Annotated in this window: 18 protein-coding genes; all 18 read right to left on the minus strand. The window is 29.6% G+C overall.

Translation table 11 applies throughout. The annotated features are described in order from the left end of the window. Window positions 1-192 precede the first annotated feature (192 nt). The 18 genes from ACZ5N4_RS20850 to ACZ5N4_RS20935 all read right to left on the minus strand — a co-directional run bounded on the left by ACZ5N4_RS20850 (window position 193) and on the right by ACZ5N4_RS20935 (window position 17,856). Window positions 193-1,389, minus strand: coding sequence for a D-alanyl-D-alanine carboxypeptidase family protein (locus tag ACZ5N4_RS20850; protein WP_464204418.1), 1,197 nt, complete (start codon window positions 1,387-1,389; stop codon window positions 193-195). Between the two features lie 149 nt (window positions 1,390-1,538). Next, window positions 1,539-2,711 (minus strand): phosphopentomutase, encoded by a 1,173-nt coding sequence (locus ACZ5N4_RS20855; RefSeq protein ID WP_464204419.1) that lies wholly within the window; start codon window positions 2,709-2,711, stop codon window positions 1,539-1,541. 91 nt (window positions 2,712-2,802) lie between these two features. Then, the gene (gene xerD / locus ACZ5N4_RS20860; RefSeq protein WP_464204420.1) at window positions 2,803-3,681 is read right to left on the minus strand and encodes a site-specific tyrosine recombinase XerD; all 879 of its coding nucleotides are present in this window, start codon (window positions 3,679-3,681) and stop codon (window positions 2,803-2,805) included. A gap of 259 nt (window positions 3,682-3,940) precedes the next feature. After that, complete coding sequence (gene spoIIM / locus ACZ5N4_RS20865) at window positions 3,941-4,591, minus strand: stage II sporulation protein M (protein ID WP_464204421.1); 651 nt, start codon at window positions 4,589-4,591, stop codon at window positions 3,941-3,943. 83 nt (window positions 4,592-4,674) lie between these two features. Beyond that, a complete protein-coding gene (locus tag ACZ5N4_RS20870; RefSeq protein ID WP_464204422.1) occupies window positions 4,675-5,196 on the minus strand; it encodes an NUDIX hydrolase in 522 nt (173 codons plus the stop codon). Between the two features lie 287 nt (window positions 5,197-5,483). Then, window positions 5,484-5,660: a hypothetical protein gene (locus ACZ5N4_RS20875; RefSeq protein ID WP_464204423.1), complete on the minus strand. Its 177-nt coding sequence runs from the start codon at window positions 5,658-5,660 to the stop codon at window positions 5,484-5,486. Window positions 5,661-5,786: 126 nt separating this feature from the next. After that, window positions 5,787-6,602 (minus strand): sporulation transcription factor Spo0A, encoded by an 816-nt coding sequence (spo0A, locus tag ACZ5N4_RS20880; RefSeq protein ID WP_464204424.1) that lies wholly within the window; start codon window positions 6,600-6,602, stop codon window positions 5,787-5,789. Window positions 6,603-6,839: 237 nt separating this feature from the next. After that, window positions 6,840-8,057, minus strand: a complete 1,218-nt coding sequence (spoIVB, locus tag ACZ5N4_RS20885; protein WP_464204425.1) for a SpoIVB peptidase — start codon at window positions 8,055-8,057, stop codon at window positions 6,840-6,842. Window positions 8,058-8,274: 217 nt separating this feature from the next. Continuing rightward, window positions 8,275-9,981: a DNA repair protein RecN gene (gene recN / locus ACZ5N4_RS20890; protein WP_464204426.1), complete on the minus strand. Its 1,707-nt coding sequence runs from the start codon at window positions 9,979-9,981 to the stop codon at window positions 8,275-8,277. A 14-nt stretch (window positions 9,982-9,995) separates the two neighbouring features. Beyond that, on the minus strand, window positions 9,996-10,448 hold the full coding sequence (locus ACZ5N4_RS20895) for an arginine repressor (RefSeq protein ID WP_464204427.1): 453 nt from the start codon (window positions 10,446-10,448) through the stop codon (window positions 9,996-9,998). Continuing rightward, the gene (locus ACZ5N4_RS20900; RefSeq protein WP_464204428.1) at window positions 10,426-11,298 is read right to left on the minus strand and encodes an NAD(+)/NADH kinase; all 873 of its coding nucleotides are present in this window, start codon (window positions 11,296-11,298) and stop codon (window positions 10,426-10,428) included. The genes ACZ5N4_RS20895 and ACZ5N4_RS20900 overlap by 23 nt, the downstream gene beginning before the upstream one ends. Further along, on the minus strand, window positions 11,295-12,119 hold the full coding sequence (locus ACZ5N4_RS20905; protein ID WP_464204429.1) for a TlyA family RNA methyltransferase: 825 nt from the start codon (window positions 12,117-12,119) through the stop codon (window positions 11,295-11,297). Before ACZ5N4_RS20905 ends, ACZ5N4_RS20900 begins: the two co-directional genes overlap by 4 nt. 263 nt (window positions 12,120-12,382) lie before the next feature. Next, on the minus strand, window positions 12,383-14,245 hold the full coding sequence (gene dxs / locus ACZ5N4_RS20910) for a 1-deoxy-D-xylulose-5-phosphate synthase (protein ID WP_464204430.1): 1,863 nt from the start codon (window positions 14,243-14,245) through the stop codon (window positions 12,383-12,385). A 37-nt stretch (window positions 14,246-14,282) separates the two neighbouring features. Further along, entirely contained in the window at window positions 14,283-15,170 is an 888-nt protein-coding gene (locus ACZ5N4_RS20915) for a polyprenyl synthetase family protein (protein WP_464204431.1), read from the minus strand. Between the two features lie 94 nt (window positions 15,171-15,264). Beyond that, complete coding sequence (locus tag ACZ5N4_RS20920) at window positions 15,265-15,480, minus strand: exodeoxyribonuclease VII small subunit (protein ID WP_464204432.1); 216 nt, start codon at window positions 15,478-15,480, stop codon at window positions 15,265-15,267. 24 nt (window positions 15,481-15,504) lie between these two features. Next, on the minus strand, window positions 15,505-16,716 hold the full coding sequence (xseA, locus tag ACZ5N4_RS20925) for an exodeoxyribonuclease VII large subunit (protein WP_464204433.1): 1,212 nt from the start codon (window positions 16,714-16,716) through the stop codon (window positions 15,505-15,507). A gap of 77 nt (window positions 16,717-16,793) precedes the next feature. Further along, complete coding sequence (nusB, locus tag ACZ5N4_RS20930; RefSeq protein ID WP_464204434.1) at window positions 16,794-17,267, minus strand: transcription antitermination factor NusB; 474 nt, start codon at window positions 17,265-17,267, stop codon at window positions 16,794-16,796. Between the two features lie 196 nt (window positions 17,268-17,463). Beyond that, complete coding sequence (locus ACZ5N4_RS20935) at window positions 17,464-17,856, minus strand: Asp23/Gls24 family envelope stress response protein (protein WP_211142516.1); 393 nt, start codon at window positions 17,854-17,856, stop codon at window positions 17,464-17,466. Window positions 17,857-17,882 lie beyond the last annotated feature (26 nt).

Below are 17,882 nucleotides of genomic sequence, written 5' to 3' on the forward strand. Positions count from 1 at the left end.
TTTATTTTCTTCTTTTATATAAAGTCTTTAATAAACTGAATCTTTGGAAACATATTCTGAGGTATAAGCTAACTTTCGCCCTAGTCCCCCTATAAATATATTATACAATGTAATTCATTATAAATTCTATAATGAAAAGTGAACAATGTATAATGAACTATTAGTTCACTCTTCATCGTTCACTTCTTAATTTTAAATACCTTTATCTAAAATTTTTGTAAAATTATTTTTTAAATTTTCAAAAACACCTGCTTTTTTAACATCTCTATCGCTATAGATTTTTGTCTTTCCAACTAATTCACCATTCACATATACTTCACAATGACCAACTACTTCATTTGCTTTATATGCTTTTCTATTTGTATCCACAATACACTTTTTAGTTATTTTACTATCTTTACCTTTTTCCACTATTATGTTTAAATCTTCTTTTGCTTTGGCTATGAAGAATCTATCTCCTTGTTTATTTAAAGTAATTTTTTCTACATCTGCACCCTTGGTTAAAAGCTTTTTACACTCAAATTTTGAAAAGCCATAATTTAAAAGCATGCTAGCGTCTTTATTTCTTACTTTAAATGTTGGAGACCCCATAACAACTGAAAGCATTCTCACTCCATCTCTTGTAGCAGTTGCTGATATACAGTACTTAGCTTCGTCAGTAAAACCAGTTTTTAATCCGTCACATCCCTTAAAAAATCTCACTAATTTATTGTGATTCACTAATCCTATTGGACTTTTTCTTCCTTCAGATATTGTCTCCATATATGTTCCTGTGTATTTCAGTATAGCTGGATGTTTTAGAAGTTCTTTAGACATAATTGCTATGTCATAAGCTGTAGTTACATGGCCAGCTGCACTTAATCCTGTACAATTCTTAAATGAGGTGTTTTTCATACCAAGCTGACTTGCTTTTTCATTCATAAGCTTAACAAAAGCATCTTCACTTCCTGCTAAGTATTCTGCCATAGCTAATGCTGCATCATTGCCAGAAGCTATTCCAATACCTTTAATTAGGTCCTCTACACTTCTAACTTCACCAGTATCCAACAGCATAGAGCTTCCACCCATTTTTTTAGCATTTTCACTCACTGTAACTTTATCACTCATCTTGATTCTTCCAGAGTCTACTGCCTCCATCGTTAAAAGCATAGTCATGATTTTAGTTACAGATGCAGGTGGTAATTTTTCATTAGAATTTTTTTCAAATAATATTTTACCACTTGTTGGTTCCATCAATAATGCAGATCTTGCATCTACATTTAGTCCAGCTTCTGTTACATTAGTTTCTTCTTTTTTGTTTGGTTCTGCTTTAACAATTGTTGAAAAAATACCTATAACAAAAAATAGAATTAATAGTAAACTTATTAAGGCCTTATTTCTCTTTTTCATTTTAATTTCCTCCTTCCTTCAATTCTATTTTTTCCCGAAATTAATAATATTATCACCAAAATATTTAAAATAGACGTGAAACAACAAACCAGAGATATCTAATTTGACACCTCTGGTTTGTTATGAAACTTAAGTCACATTCAAATAAATTATTTTAATATTTCCTTTGCAAAGCTATCTCCATATAAGTTATTCTCAATTTTGAGCAAATCAAGTATAGTCTTGCCTATATCAGAAAAGCTTTTTCTTATACCTATGTTTATACCACTTTTTATTCTTTTACCATATACAATCACTGGTATATATTCTCTGGAATGATCTGTACTTTCAGTAGTTGGGTCACAGCCATGATCCGCAGTTAATATTAAAATATCATCTTCCTTCATAGCGGATATAATTTCAGGTATTCTATTGTCTACGTCTACTAAAGCTTTAGCATACCCTACAGCGTCATTTCTATGGCCATACAACATATCAAAATCAACTAAGTTAGTAAATATAAGTCCATTCTTGTTTTCTTTCATGTATTCTAATGTCTTATCTATTCCATCCATGTTATTCTTAATATGAACAGCATCTGTTATTCCTTTTTTGTTATATATGTCTTCTATTTTCCCTACAGCCATAACACTTATGCCCTTTTCTTTGATATACTCCAACATAGTTTTATCAAAAGGATCTAGTGCAAAATCTCTTCTATTTGATGTCCTAGTGAATTGTCCTAGCTCTCCTATAAAAGGTCTTGCGATTATTCTTCCTATAGCCTTTTCTCCTACAAACATTTTTCTTGCTATTTGGCACATATTGTACAACTCATCTAAAGGTATAATATTCTCATGAGCAGCTATTTGAAATACACTATCGGCTGATGTATAAACTATAGGCGATCCAGTTTTTATGTGCTCCTCTCCTAATTCTTTAATTATTTCTGTCCCTGATGCTACTTTATTTCCAATTATTTTTCTTCCAATTTTTGATTCAAATTCTTTTATTATGTCTTCAGAAAAACCTTCAGGATAGGTATTAAGTGGTTCTTTGAGTATAACTCCTGCTATTTCCCAATGCCCTGTTACTGTATCTTTTCCTATAGATAACTCTGCACATTTACCAAAGGAACCTATTGGATTCTCACACTTAGCTATATTTTTTACTCCATCTATATTACCTAAGCCTAACTCTTCCATATTAGGTAGCCTAAGTCCTCCAACAGCCTTAGATACATTTCCTAAAGTATCACTTTCTACATCTCCATATCTTGCTGCATCTGGCATTTCTCCAATACCAACGCTATCTAATACAATCAATATAGTTCTTTTTATCATATATATCTTCCTTTCTTCTCATCTATCATATGTTTAAAGGACAGTTGAAAATTTCCAACCGTCCATTATTATTTTCAATTATTAACTTTTATTATGCTCTTGGGTGAAAATTTTTATAAATTTCAGCTATTTTGCTTTTCCTAGAAATGCTAGAGTATATTTGTGTTGCAGATAAATCTTTATGCCCTAACAACTCCTGTACAGATTTAATATCTGCACCATTTTGAAGCAAATGTACAGCAAAAGAATGCCTTAGAGTAAAAGAATTTATAGCTTTATCTATTCTAGCTTCTTCTGCATAATATTTAACTATTTTCCAAAAACCCTGCCTTGTCATTTGGACACCTTTTATATTTAAGAAAAGCAAGTCCAAATTATATGTATTCAACTCAGCACGAATATTTAAGTAATCTTCTAGACACTTTATTGCCATTGATCCTATAGGTATTATCCTTTCCTGCTCCTTTGAGCCCTTACATTTAACATAACATAATTTTAAATTTATATCATAAATGGTAAGATTTAAAAGTTCAGATACTTTCATACCTGTAGCATACATTACTTCAAGCATTGCTTTATCCCTTATACCCTTATTTAGTTTTAAATCTGGTGCTGCTAAAAGCTTATCTACTTCTTCTATTGTTAATACTTTTGGGATATTATGCTTAATTTTTGGTATTTGATAACTTATTACTGGATTCTCACTAACAATTCCTTTTGCTAGTAAATATTTATAAAAATTTCTTAATGATACAATATTCCTAACTATTGACGAAAGAGCTCTGCCTTGCTTCTGTAGATATTGAACATATGCCATTACTGAAACTGTTTCAACATCCTGAATTTTCTCTTCCCTTTCTTTTATAAAATCACAAAACCTACTTACATCTCTAATGTATGCATCCATAGTATTTTTACTAGCATGTTTTTTTTCTAAATTATCAATATACTTTAATAGATAGTTATCCATAACCTTCTCCTACCTTTTGGGTATTATATTTATTAAAATCCTAAAAATTTTTCAAAAACGTAAATATAATTATAAATTATGTCTAAATTTCTACGAACTAAACTGTGTACAAATATACTGTTGTCATACACATTAGGCTTACTTATAAAATTATATAATAAATAATCTAAAAATCTAGGTAAAAATAATCCAAAAAAAATAAGTATAAAGAAACATTTTAGCACAATTATAACAAATGAAATAAGCTCTTCATTTCTAATCATATACCTACACTTCCTATACTTGTTACTATCAATTTAATCATATGAGGGGTAATATATGCTTCCGTAAAAAATCCTATAAACATAACAACTATAACAAGTACAAAAGAAAGTGAATAAGAGGTTATTCTAATCCATATATTGGAAATCCAATGCTTATTCGTTTTATCTTTTAATATAGTTAATGAAAATTCCATAGCAAGTACAGATGCGAATATTATACATGGAATATAAATAATATTTTGTGGAAGTACACCTATAAGTGAAAACCACATTCCTTTTATACCCATTCCATTTATTACAAAACTAATTGTAAATCCTATGGTAAATCCTTTTATGATGTCAATTATTAATATTACAGGTATACCTATCATAGTTAAACCCAAAAACCACACGACTGCCAATATAGGTATATTGCTTTTTATTGTCTCAATAAAAATAGACTTGTAATTTATGTTTCCCGATCCAATTGAACTATTAAAGTTCTTTAAATAACTTAAAAGGTCACTTTTTTCAAAGCTCCCCATATACTTTACACTGTATATTCCCAGTACTATTCCTGTACATATACATAAAAGACTTATAACATAGAGCCAAAAATTATTTTGTACATGTTTATTTATGATATTTAACATTTTGTTTTCTGACATAGTTTTATCCCCCTTTGTTTAGTTACCTTTTTAATATTTATGATACTCAAAGGAGTTATATGACTATGTTTAAAATCATATATTTACAAAAGCATAAATGCACTTATAGTTTTAGCGTCTATTATTTCACCATTTTTTATCATTTCTTTAATTTTCTCTATCTTCATCTCTCTAACATTAATAAATTCATCTTCATCACCTAAATTATCTTTACCTTTATACAAATTCTCAGCCTTATATATATAAATATACTCATTGCAAAATCCTGGGCTAGTAACCATCTTACCTAAATAGCTAAATTCTTTAGCTTTATATCCAGTTTCCTCTTCCAATTCTCTAATACCACACAGTTCTATATCTTCATCTTTTTCAATTTTCCCTGCAGGTAACTCTAAAATAATTTTTTCTATTGGCTTTCTGAATTGTTCAACTAAAAGTATTGTGTCTTTATCCTTGTATGCTATTATGGCAACTCCTCCAGAATGATTAACAATTTCTCTACTAGATTTTCTTCCATTTGGTAATTCAACAGTGTGAACATTTACATCAATAATTTTACCCTTATATATATTTTTAACTTCCAAGGTCTTTTCATTAAAATTCATATTAGTAACCCTCCGCTATATTAGCATATAAAAACTTCATACCGAAAATTGTAATAATGTATTTTGAGTAATTTACTATAATTTTATACTTTCAATATATAATTGTCAATTAAAGGAACATGCTCAAATTTAGTCATATAAGATAAAATAACAAGTCAAGGATTCGAGGGATAAATTTATCCCCTAGATTACTACAATCCAGGGGATAAAATAATTTCTAAAAACAAAGCATAGACTTTATAAACATAAAATCAATAATAAAACTTACGCAAGGTGAAGTAAAACATTTACTCTTCTATTTGCTCATTAATTTTCTTCATAAGTTTTTTATAATATCTAATAATTTCTCTTAGCTCTTCTTCCTTATCGTCATCGTCTACAAGTTTTTCTCTTAATTCGTTAATTCTATTTGATATGAGATTTTCTATGTTTTTTATTTCTTCAAATTCTAATTCTAGTTTCATTATATCACCTTCCTTGTTAAATTATTATGTCAAGATTTTTTATTTTAGAATATTATATAAAAAAAAGGCAGATTCTTAGATCTTATTATCTGCCATTTTTGTAATTATCTACCTTTGAGTTTGTTTTTAGGATACCTTATTTTTTAATCTTAATTTGTCAGCTACCATTGCTATAAATTCACTATTTGTAGGCTTACCTTTATCATTATGTATAGTATAGCCAAATATTTTATTAATAGTTTCAACTTGACCTCTTGACCATGCCACTTCAATAGCATGTCTTATTGCTCTCTCTACTCTACTAGCTGTTGTATTATATTTTTTTGCAATGGAAGGATATAGTTCTTTAGTTACTGCAGATAAAAGTTCCATATTATTTACTACCATTGTTATAGCTTCTCTTAAATACATATAACCTTTAATATGAGCTGGGACTCCTATTTCATGTATTATATTAGTTATTTCTTGCTCAAGATTTGTAGGTTCGCTCTTAGTAAATTTTATTTCTGTTGTGTCAATTAATGATATTGTCTTTTTTGTCTCATCTCCACTGCTTATTGTGTTGTTAAACATTTGTCTAATTCTTTTTGTAAATACATCCATATCAAAAGGTTTTACAACATAGTAGTCTGCTCCTAATGTAATTGCTCTTTGGGTAATTTTATCTTGCCCTACTGCAGAAAGTACAATTACTCTTGGCATAGGACTTATATCCATACTATTTAATCTTTCTAAAACGCCAAGTCCATCAAGATGAGGCATAATTATATCTAATACTACTAAATCTGGTTTTTTTTCTTCAATAAGCTTTAAAGCCTCTACTCCATCTTTTGCAATGCCTGTAACAACAATATCCCTTTGGTTTAACAGATAATCATTTAGAATGTTACAAAATTCTTTATTATCATCTGCTATAATTACACTTATTTTTGATTGTTCCATATTCCTTACTCCCCTTTGTTTTTATTTCATTCCCATATCTTAACAAATAATAGATTCGACAAAACAATTTTAATTCCTTCTTGTAATGAAAAATTTTTATCAAATATGAATAAAAGATAGCATAATTATCATGCTATCTTTTATTATACTACTTTTTACATTCATTTTGCCATAGATTTTGATATTATTAAAATTTTTTACAGTATTTTTTTCGTTGTTCTTAGTTTTACTACTATTTTATTTTGTTAGTATATTTGCATCTTTGAGCATCCATTCTATATATATTCCATATCCAACATCTGGCTTATTTATCAGAACATGTGTTACTGCTCCTATTATTTTATTATCTTGTATAATAGGGCTACCACTCATACCTTGAACAATTCCTCCTGTTTTCTCTAAAAGTACTGGATCTGTAACTTTTATAATCATACTTTTAGGCCCAGGAGTATCTTGGGATAAAAGTTTTTCTATTTGTATATCATAATATTTAGGATTATCTCCATCTATAGTCGTTAATATTTTTGCTGGTCCTTCTTTTATCTCATTACGTAACGCAACTTTCATTGGTTTATTATAGTCGTTTACTAATTTAGTATTACTTTTACCGAATATACCACATTCAGTATTTTTTTGTATATGACCTAGTATTGTTTCTTCATTTACAAATATACCTTTTAATTCTCCTGGATTTCCTCTTAACCCTTTTTTAACTGACACTATTGAAGATGATACTATTTCTCCAGAATTTATGCTTAAGATTGTACCTGTGTCAATATCCGTTATAGGATGACCAAGAGCAGCAAACATCTTAGTTTTATCATCGTAGAATGTTAGAGTTCCTACTCCAGCTGTAGAATCTCTTATCCAAAGTCCTATCTTATAATTTTTATCTTCTGAGCTTTTAATAGGCTTTATTATTTTTTCAAGTTGTTCTCCTTTTCGATCAATAGTGATTTTTAAATTCTTTCCTTCTGAGCTATTAATTTGACTTTGCGTTTGCTCTGCATTTTTAACCAATGTGTCATTTATCTTTATTATGTTATCTCCTATTTGTATCCCACCTAAGGCTGCTGGGCTTGGTGTTTTTCCATTTTCAGTTTTTATATCTGATAAAGCTACAACCAATACTCCTTTTGTACTTAGTTTTACTCCAACTGGTTGACCTCCAGGATATAAAACTATATCATTGCTTACAGATTTTATTGAAACAGATTTTACTGGAAAAATTCCCAATAAATTTACACTTGCTTTTTTGTCTTTATTAGTGTTATTAGCAGCTTTTACAGTATCAGTTTCTTCACATACTTTTACAAATGTATTGGATTTTATAGATTGACCTTCTCTTATAAATATTGTTGTAGGTATATTTTGAATCTTAAAATAGGCAACTAATGTTATTAACAGGATTGGAATTAACATCCAGCACAATATTTTGCTCGTTTTTTTAACCATGCTTTTACCTCCTGTCACTTTTGCATTTTTTATAATTTTAAGTTGCCCTCTTAAATATTTTATTATGCTATTATATACTTTCAATTAAAGTTAATACTTTGATGTAAAAACTAATTTTTTGACTATCGTTAATTTTTTTATGAATCAATCTTATTTTTACCAAAAGAATACAATTTTATGACTAAAATAAATAAAAAAGACTGCAACTAATGCAGTCTTATCCAATATTAGATTTTAATTCTATTTTTTTAGAGTTTGCCATGCCAATTAACTCTTTTGCATGTTCTAATGTTAGCTTTGTAACTTCAGCTCCACCTATCATTCTTGCTATTTCGTATTCCTTTTCATTTTTACTCATTTGTCTTACTCTTGTAAATGTTTTATCTTCTTTAACTTCTTTAGATACCCAATAATGCATGTCAGATATGCAGGCAATTTGAGGTAAATGTGTAACACAAAATACTTGATGACCTTTAGAAATAGTGTACATTTTTTCAGCTACACATTGTGCTATTCTTCCACTTATTCCAGTATCTATTTCATCAAATATAACAGATGGAATTTTATCTTTATCTACAAACACTGTTTTTAAGGCTAGCATTATTCTAGATAATTCTCCTCCAGAAACAACTCTTTCAAGAGGTTTTAAAGGCTCTCCTGGATTTGTAGATATAGAAAATTGTACTTTATCTAAACCGTTTTGAGTAAATTTATCTTCTAGATCTACCTCAATTTTAAATGTACTTTTTTCTAGTCCAACAAAATTCAATTCACCTTTAATTTTCGTTTCTAGACTTTCAGCTATCCTACATCTTTCTTTATGAAGCTTTTCTCCTTCGACTTTTAGTTCTTCTATTATCTTAGCTTTATCTTTTTTTAGCTTTTCTACAATTTCGCTACTATTTATCATCTCTTCATATTGAAGCTTTATTTTATCTCTATAGTTAAGAATATCTTTAATAGTATTTCCATACTTTTTTCTATAGGAGTTAATCAGATATATTCTGCTATTTATATATTCTAATTCATTTTCATCATAATAAATATTTTCCTTTATACTTCTAATTTGTTCTATACTGCCCTCTATATTATAGAAAGCTTCTTCTAATGAACCTTTTATATCCTTTACTTTAGGAAGATTCTTTTCTAAGGAAGATATCTCCTTTATGACCATCGATAGACCATCATAAATCGATAAAACGCCCTCATCATTGGTATAGAGATTGTTATAACACATGTTTAATGTATTATTTATTTTTTCTGCGTTAGAAAGAATTTTATATTTTTCTTCTAGCTCTTCCTCTTCGCCTTCCTTTAGGTTAGCAGAATTTATTTCATCTATTTGATACTTAAAGAAATCAGTAAGTTTTTCCTTCTCTCCATCTTTGCCTAGAAGCCCCAAAATTTTATCTTCAATTTCATTTAGCTTATAATACTTTTCCCTATAATTTTCTAATAATTTTCTTATATTATCCTCACCATAGTAGTCTACATAATGAATATGATTCTCATTTGATAATAAATTTTGATTTTCATGCTGTCCATGAATATCCAGTAATGTACTACTTATAGACTTAAGTGATGATAGTAATATTGATTTACCATTAACTTTAGCAATACTTTTACCGGATTGAAATGTTTCTCTACTTATTATAATTAAATCATCATACTCTATATCTTGTTCTTTTAAAGTTTCTTCAGTCTTAGGATTTTCTATTGAAAAAATTGCCTCAACAAAAGTTTTATTTTCTCCTGTTCTTATCAAGTCTTTACTGAATTTGCTTCCTAATACGTAATTAATAGCATCAATAAGTATTGATTTACCCGCTCCTGTTTCACCTGAAAGCACATTAAAACCTTTTTCAAATGAAATAGTTAAATCCTCTATTAATGCAAAGTTTTTTATGTTTAATTGAAGAAGCATAGAATAAAAGCCCCCTACTGTGCAATCATTTTTTTCATTTTTTGAGTTATAACTTGTGCCTTTTCAGCATCTCTTGCCATTACAAAAATAGTATTATCTCCAGCAAGAGTTCCTGCAATTCCTTCAAAATTTAATGAATCAATAGCTTCTGCAGCTGCAGGTGCTGATCCTGATATAGTTTTTATAACAACAAAGTTATTAATATTTTCAACAGTTAAAACAGTTTGAGAAAATATATTTACAAGTTTATTAGATAAAAAATTTTCAGTGTGCATTATAGTAGCATACTTGTACTTTCCACTATCTGATAAAACCTTTATAAGTTTTAGCTCTTTTATATCTCTAGATACTGTAGCTTGTGTAACATTCATTCCACCTTTTCTAAGTTCTTCTGCTAGTTCTTCTTGTGTTTCTATATCCCTTGAATTTATAATTTCTAGTATTTTAGCGTGCCTTGTCACTTTCATATTGTTCACCTTCACATTCCTTTGCTCTAAAAGTAATTTTTTTTCGTAAAGTGTTAAAATAATCGTTATCACCAAATCTTACAAGTTTACATTTATAATTTGATTTGCTGATATCTACTGCTACTGTACTGTCAGTTTCAATCCATTCCTGTCCATCTACTGACAAAAATATGTTTTCATTATTTTTCTTAACTCTAATGGATATTTTACTTTTTCCATCAAGTACAACTGTTCTAGCTGTAAGTGACTGAGAATACATTGGAGTTAAGGCTAAAACGTCAAGTTCAGGATGTATTATAGGTCCACCTGCTGAGAGATTATATGCTGTGGAACCAGTTGAAGTACACACAACAACTCCATCGGCATTAAAAGTATTGTAAAATTTATCATTAATAAATACTTCGTATTTTTGTATTCTTGACCAAACGCCTTTGTACATTACTATGTCATTTAATCCATGATATACCTTAGTTTCCCCATTATAACTATAGGTACATTGAAGCATTGTTCGTTCTTCAACATCATATTTTCCATAGATTAAATTTCTAATAGAAGTCTTAATATTTAAATTTTCTACCTGAGCTAAAAAACCTAAATGTCCTATATTTATTCCTAAAATAGGTACGCTATGTTTATAAATACGTCTCGTAGTGCTTAATATTGTTCCATCTCCACCTAGCACAATAATTGCATCCAATTTAGCGCTTTCTTTTTCATCAAGGCCATTACCATCTTCATAAACCTTAACTTCTATATCCTTTCTTTCGCTGCGAATCAAGTTTACAATAAAATCTAACATCTCCCCATTGTTATCTTTTGTTGTATTTACATTAATCCCTATACTTTTCATAATGCCTCCCCATTAAGCCCTTGATGAGCTGAGCCAACTACGCTTTTCATATCTTCGTATTTAAATGTTTCATTAAATTCCTTATTCTTTGTAAAATAAATTAAGTATTCTATATTTCCCTCTGGTCCTTTTATTGGCGAATAATCTAATGCAATTATTTTGCAATCACATTCCTTAACAAATTCTATGATATTACCTACTACTTCCTCATGAGTTGATTTTTCTCTTACAACTCCTTTTTTGCCAACCTTTTCTCTTCCAGCTTCAAATTGAGGTTTTATTAATGCCATAATACTTCCATTGTCATCAAGCAGCTTTAAAACAGTAGGAACAACCTTTTTTAGTGATATAAAGGATACATCTATGCTAGCAAAATCACCATACTCACCAATATCATCTATAGTAACATATCTTATATTGGTTCTTTCCATACATACTACTCTTGGATCAATTCTAAGCTTCCATGCAAACTGACCATATCCTACATCTATAGAAAATACTTTTTTTGCACCATTTTGAAGCATACAATCTGTAAATCCTCCAGTAGAAGCCCCTATGTCAAGACAAATTTTATCATTTAAATCTATATTAAAATTCTTGACAGCCTTTTGTAATTTTAATCCTCCGCGGCTTACAAAAGGTAATTGTTCTCCTTTAAATTCAATATTTGAACTTTCTTTAACCTTTTCACCGCATTTATCTACTCTGTGACCATCAATAAATATTTCACCAGCCATTATACTAGCCCTAGCTCTTTCTCTTGAGTCAAAAATTCCTTTTTTCACTAATAGAATATCAAGTCTTTCTTTATTATCCGACATAACAAACTCCTTTTAATATTATATCCTAGCTAAACATCTGAAAAAATAATAAGTCAAAAATGCTAGTATATTTTGTGCTAGACAAGGCAACAGTTTCTCTTATAATAAAATATAAGCTGACTCCGTTGTCGCAGTATGGCATAAAACATACTGGCATACTGACTTATTATTTTTTAAAGATACCTTATTCAACTAAACTAAAAATACAAGCTAATTATACAAAACTCTTGTTTGATATTATTTTATCATTAATTTACTATTTATCATACTATTTTTAATATGTTTTTTATGATCCCGTCAACATCCAATCCATACGTCTTATATAATATGTCTGTTTTTCCATGTGGAATAAACTCATCATTAAATCCTAAATTTAAAACTTTTACCTTTTTATCTAAAGTATTCATATACTCAAGTACACTAGATCCTAATCCACCATGGACCACATTATCTTCAATAGTTACAATATTGACGTTTTGCTCTGATAGATCTTTAATTAATTCTTTATCAATAGGCTTTATAAAGCAAGCATTTATAACTCTTACATCTATTCCTGAATTTAATAATTTTTGTCTAGCCATAATAGCATGCTGTACCATTTTTCCTTGGGCAACTAAAGCTATACTTCCTTTATCATATATCTTTTCCCATTTTCCACGCTTAAAATCCTTCAGTGGTTCGATTGCAACATTTATATTGTCACCACCTCTTGGATATCTTAGTGCTATAGGATAATTTTGCATAGTTGACCATTTAAGCATATATCTAAGCTCTGGTATACTCTTAGGTGACATTACCGTCATATTAGGTATATGTGTTAAATATGATAAATCAAATACACCTTGATGAGTTTCTCCATCATCACCAACTATGCCTGCTCTATCGATAGCAAAAACCACTGGAAGGTTTTGAATACACACATCATGCAGAATTTGATCATATGCCCTCTGTAGAAATGTAGAGTATACAGCAAAAACCGGTTTTAATCCTTCTCTTGCCATACCTGCTGCCAAAGTTACAGCATGCTGTTCGGCAATTCCGACATCAAAAAATCTATTCGGGAACTCTTCTGAAAACGGTTTAAGCCCCGTCCCATCCCTCATAGCCGCTGTTATAGCTACAATATTTTTATTTTTTGCTGCAAGTTCTACCATCTCTTCTCCAAAGGCTTTTGAATAGGAATCACATGAACTAAAGCATACTTCTCCACTATCGCAATGAAAAGGGCCTATACCATGAAATTTACCTGGATTTTTTTCTGCAAATTCATATCCCTTCCCTTTCTTTGTTATAACATGTATAATAACTGGTCCTTTTATATTTCTAGCTCTAGATAGAACTTCCGTTAATCCTTCTAAGTCATGTCCGTCAATAGGTCCTAGATACTTTATACCCATATCTTCAAAAAACATCCCAGGAACTACCATTTGTTTTATTCCTTTTTTTATTCTTTCAAGATATTTTGCCATTCCATTCCCTATATTAGGTATCTTTTTTAAGGTACTTTCAACTTCTTCTTTTAACCTGTTATATTTAGGGTCCATTCTTATTTTGCTTAAATATCTAGACACCCCACCTACATTCTTAGCTATTGACATTTGATTATCATTTAGAATAATTACTAGTTTAGTCTTTCTATATCCTACATCATTAAGTGCTTCAAGAGCCATACCACCGGTTAATGCTCCATCTCCTATTACAGCAACTACATCATAATTCTCATTTTTCAAATCTCTTGCTCTAGCCATTCCTAAGGCAGCTGAAATGGATGTGCTGCTGTGACCGGTTTCAAAAAAGTCATATATGCTTTCATTTCTCTTAGGAAATCCACTTATGCCGCCAAATTGCCTTAATGTATCAAACTTATCTTTTCTTCCAGTAAGTATCTTGTGTATATAAGCCTGATGCCCTACATCCCATATAAGCTTATCTTTATTTAAATTAAATACATTGAATATACTTAAAGTAAGCTCTACTACTCCTAAGTTAGAGGCAAGATGGCCTCCGGTTTTTGAGACTTTATCTATTAAAAATTTTCTTATCTCCAATGCAAGTCTTCTTTGCTGTTCTAATGACATTTTCTTTATATCGTTAATATCTCTATAGTTTTCTAATAAACTAGGCATCTTTCATCTATCCTTTTTTAAAATATAGTATTTCTATTTATTTTTCTCTATTAAGTAAAAATAATGTTATTTCTTTTAATTTGGAAGTATCTCCCTCAACTTTATCTAATACCTCTACACATTCACTGGTTAATGAGTTGCACATCTCCATGCACTTATTTAACCCATATGTGGTAATAAAGTTAGTTTTATTATTATCTAAATCACTTTTAGCTTTTTTACCTAAAACTTCTGTATCTCCCACTATATCTAATATATCATCTTTTATTTGAAAAGCTAATCCTAGTTTTTGCCCATAATAATCTAATTTTTTAACATCATCTTCTGTTGAACCACCAAGAATTGCACCTGCAACTATAGATGCTTTTATTAGTGCTCCTGTTTTTTTACTGTGCATGTAATATAGTTGATCTATTGGTATTTTTGTATTTTCACTTAGTATATCCACTGTTTGTCCGCCAACCATACCCTCTATCCCTGCACTTTCTGAAATTAAACTGCAAGCTCTTATGGCATTCTTATCATTATCCATACAGTATCTAAACATGATGTTCATTGCCTCATTTAAAAGACCATCTCCAGCAAGAACTGCGATTGCTTCACCAAATACTTTATGATTTGTAGGTTTTCCTCTTCTTAAATCATCATTATCCATGCAAGGCAAATCATCGTGAATCAAAGAATAGGTATGAATCATTTCTATGGCCGCAGCTACTGGAAGTACAGACTTATAATTATTATTTTTCAGCATATATGTCAGTAAAAATAATAATGGTCTGATTCTCTTTCCACCTGCATCTAAGCTGTAAATTATAGCTTCATATACTCTCTTATTGTAGGATCCTTTGTCTTTAAAATGCTCTGAAATCCAATTTTCTACTTCTTTCTTTAATTTTTCAATTGTAATCTCATCTTTTATATCCATATCCCACTTCTCCATTCATATTCTAATATTGATAACCTTCCCCAAATGGCATATATTACTCTTTTAAAATTTGCTAACTCCTAATTTTAAGTTTTTACTCTTCTTCAAAATCTTTTTCTCCATCTTCTGTTAGAAGCTTTATTTTTCCTTCTGCCTCATTTAACACTTTATATAGTTTATTGCAAAGTTTTACGCCTTCTTCATACTTCTTTAAACTTTCTTCTAGTGATAGCTCTTTGCCATCCATTATATTTACTATATCCTCAAGTTTTTCCATCATACTTTCATAAGACTCATTTTTTCTAGGCATAAAATCACTCCTTTAATGCCATTTTTAAAACTTACTATCATCTTCAACTGTAAGGTTTGCACAAACATATCCATCTTTTAATGTAATTTTTACTTTTTCTGATTCTTTGAGTGTTGAAATTTTACTAACTAAATTTTCATTTTCATCTTGAATCATAGCGTAACCTTTATTTAAAACATTCAAGGGATTGTGTGCTGAAAGTAGAGCACTTATTTTACCTAGTACCTCTTTTTCTTTGTTTAATCTTCCTTTAACTTTTATATCTATCAATTCCCTTAATCTATCAATATTGTTATATTCATTTATTATATATATTGACGGGCTAAGGGACATTAAATTCCGCTTCAATAAATTTATTTTGTTTTTTCTATCATTTAAGTTTATTTGGATGCGAGTCTGTAGAATATTTTCATATGCTAAAACTCTATTTTTAAATTCCTCTAAATTAAATACAGCAATTTCCGCTGCCGCTGATGGAGTTGGTGCTCTTCTATCACTGACAAAGTCCACAATAGTATAGTCAATTTCATGGCCTACACCAGTGATTATAGGTTTTTGTGAACTAAAAACGGCCTTAGCCAGTTTCTCATCATTAAAACACCAAAGCTCTTCTATAGAGCCTCCACCTCTTGCAAGTATTATAAGTTCAATATCTTCCATTTTATTTAAAGTTTCTATACCTTTTATCATATCTGTGCTTGCATTCATTCCTTGAACCAATGCAGGATATATTACTAATTCTACATTCTTATTTCTTCGTTTTGTAACATTTATTATATCTCTAATTGCTGCACCAGTTGGAGAAGTTATTATTCCAACTTTCTTAGCATACTGCGGCAAAGGCTTCTTATACTTTTCATCAAATAAACCTTCACTTTGCAGTTTGTTCTTTAATTTTTCAAATGCTAAATATAATTCTCCTACTCCATCCGGCTCCATCATATCACAATAAAATTGATAGGCTCCTTCTTTTTCATAAACTGAAACTCTTCCCTTAACTATAACTTGCATTCCAACTTCAGGAATAAATTTTAAATTTTTTGCTGCACTTCTAAACATTATACAATTTATTTTGCTAGACTCATCTTTAAGAGAAAAATATATATGTCCACTACTGTGGAGTTTTAAATTAGATACTTCTCCTTTTACACTAGAGTTAGATAGTATAAAGTCATTATCTACTAACTTTTTTATATAACCGTTTAAAGCTGATACTGTTAAGGTTTTTATATACATATTTACTACCTTCTCAAATATTGAAATTTTAATTTACAATTTAAAGAACATGAAAAAGCAGTTAAAAGAAGTTTATTCTACTGAATAACTTCCTTTAACATACTTCCAAGCACACCATTAATAAAAGATGCAGACTTATCTGCTGAATATTTTTTAGCAAGCTCTATAGCTTCATTTATAGATACATTCTTAGGAATATCTTTTTCATATAAAAATTCATATGTACATATTCTTAATATAGATACATCTATTTTAGATAATCTATTAATTTTCCAATTTCTTAGGTGCTTTTCTATTTCTTTATCTATATCCTCGCCATTTTCTTGAACTCCCTTGAGAACTCTTATAATATATTCCATATCAACATCTTCTAAATCAATACTTTCAGGATCACTTTCCTTATAAGTTGATAGCCCAGTCATATCTAACTCTGAATCTTCAACCTCAATATTTTCCTTAAGATTTGCGATAACCTCTTTAAAATCTTCCTTGTTTATAGTGGTTTGGAATAATAATTTCATGGCAATTTCTCTTGATTTTCTTCTATTCATTTCTTCCTCCTGATTTGGCTAAATGTTCTTCTACAATTAATTATTGTCAGTTTAGATATAATTATACTTAAAGTAATATTGTAGTTCAAGTATGCACATGGAAATACTTAAATTAGTAATTTAAAAATTTTGCGACGCAATTTTTAAAAATGTCCAAGAATAAAAAAACCCTCTAAACACAGAGGGTGTAGATACTCTATTCTTCCATATCTTCAACAACATCCATTACTTTAGGAATCATAACATTCTGTACATGCACATTTACTGCAGAAACGTCAAGACCTGTCATAGACTCAACAGCCTTCCTTACATTTTCTTGCACTTCTAATGCTACATCTGGAATTCTTATTCCATACTCTACAACTACATATAAATCAATAGCAGCGCTATTTTCTCCAACTGTAACTTTAACACCTTTTGACAAATTCTTTTTTCCAGTTAATATTTGAGTTATACCACCTACAAGGCTTGCGCTCATACCAACTATTCCTTTTACTTCTGTAGTAGCTAGACCTGCAATTACGCCTACGACTTCATCAGATATTTTTACAATACCCATGTCAATTTCATTTTTAATATTCTCTTCCATTCTCGTACCCCCTAGGTATTTGATAT

This window comes from Clostridium nitrophenolicum, assembly GCF_055391695.1.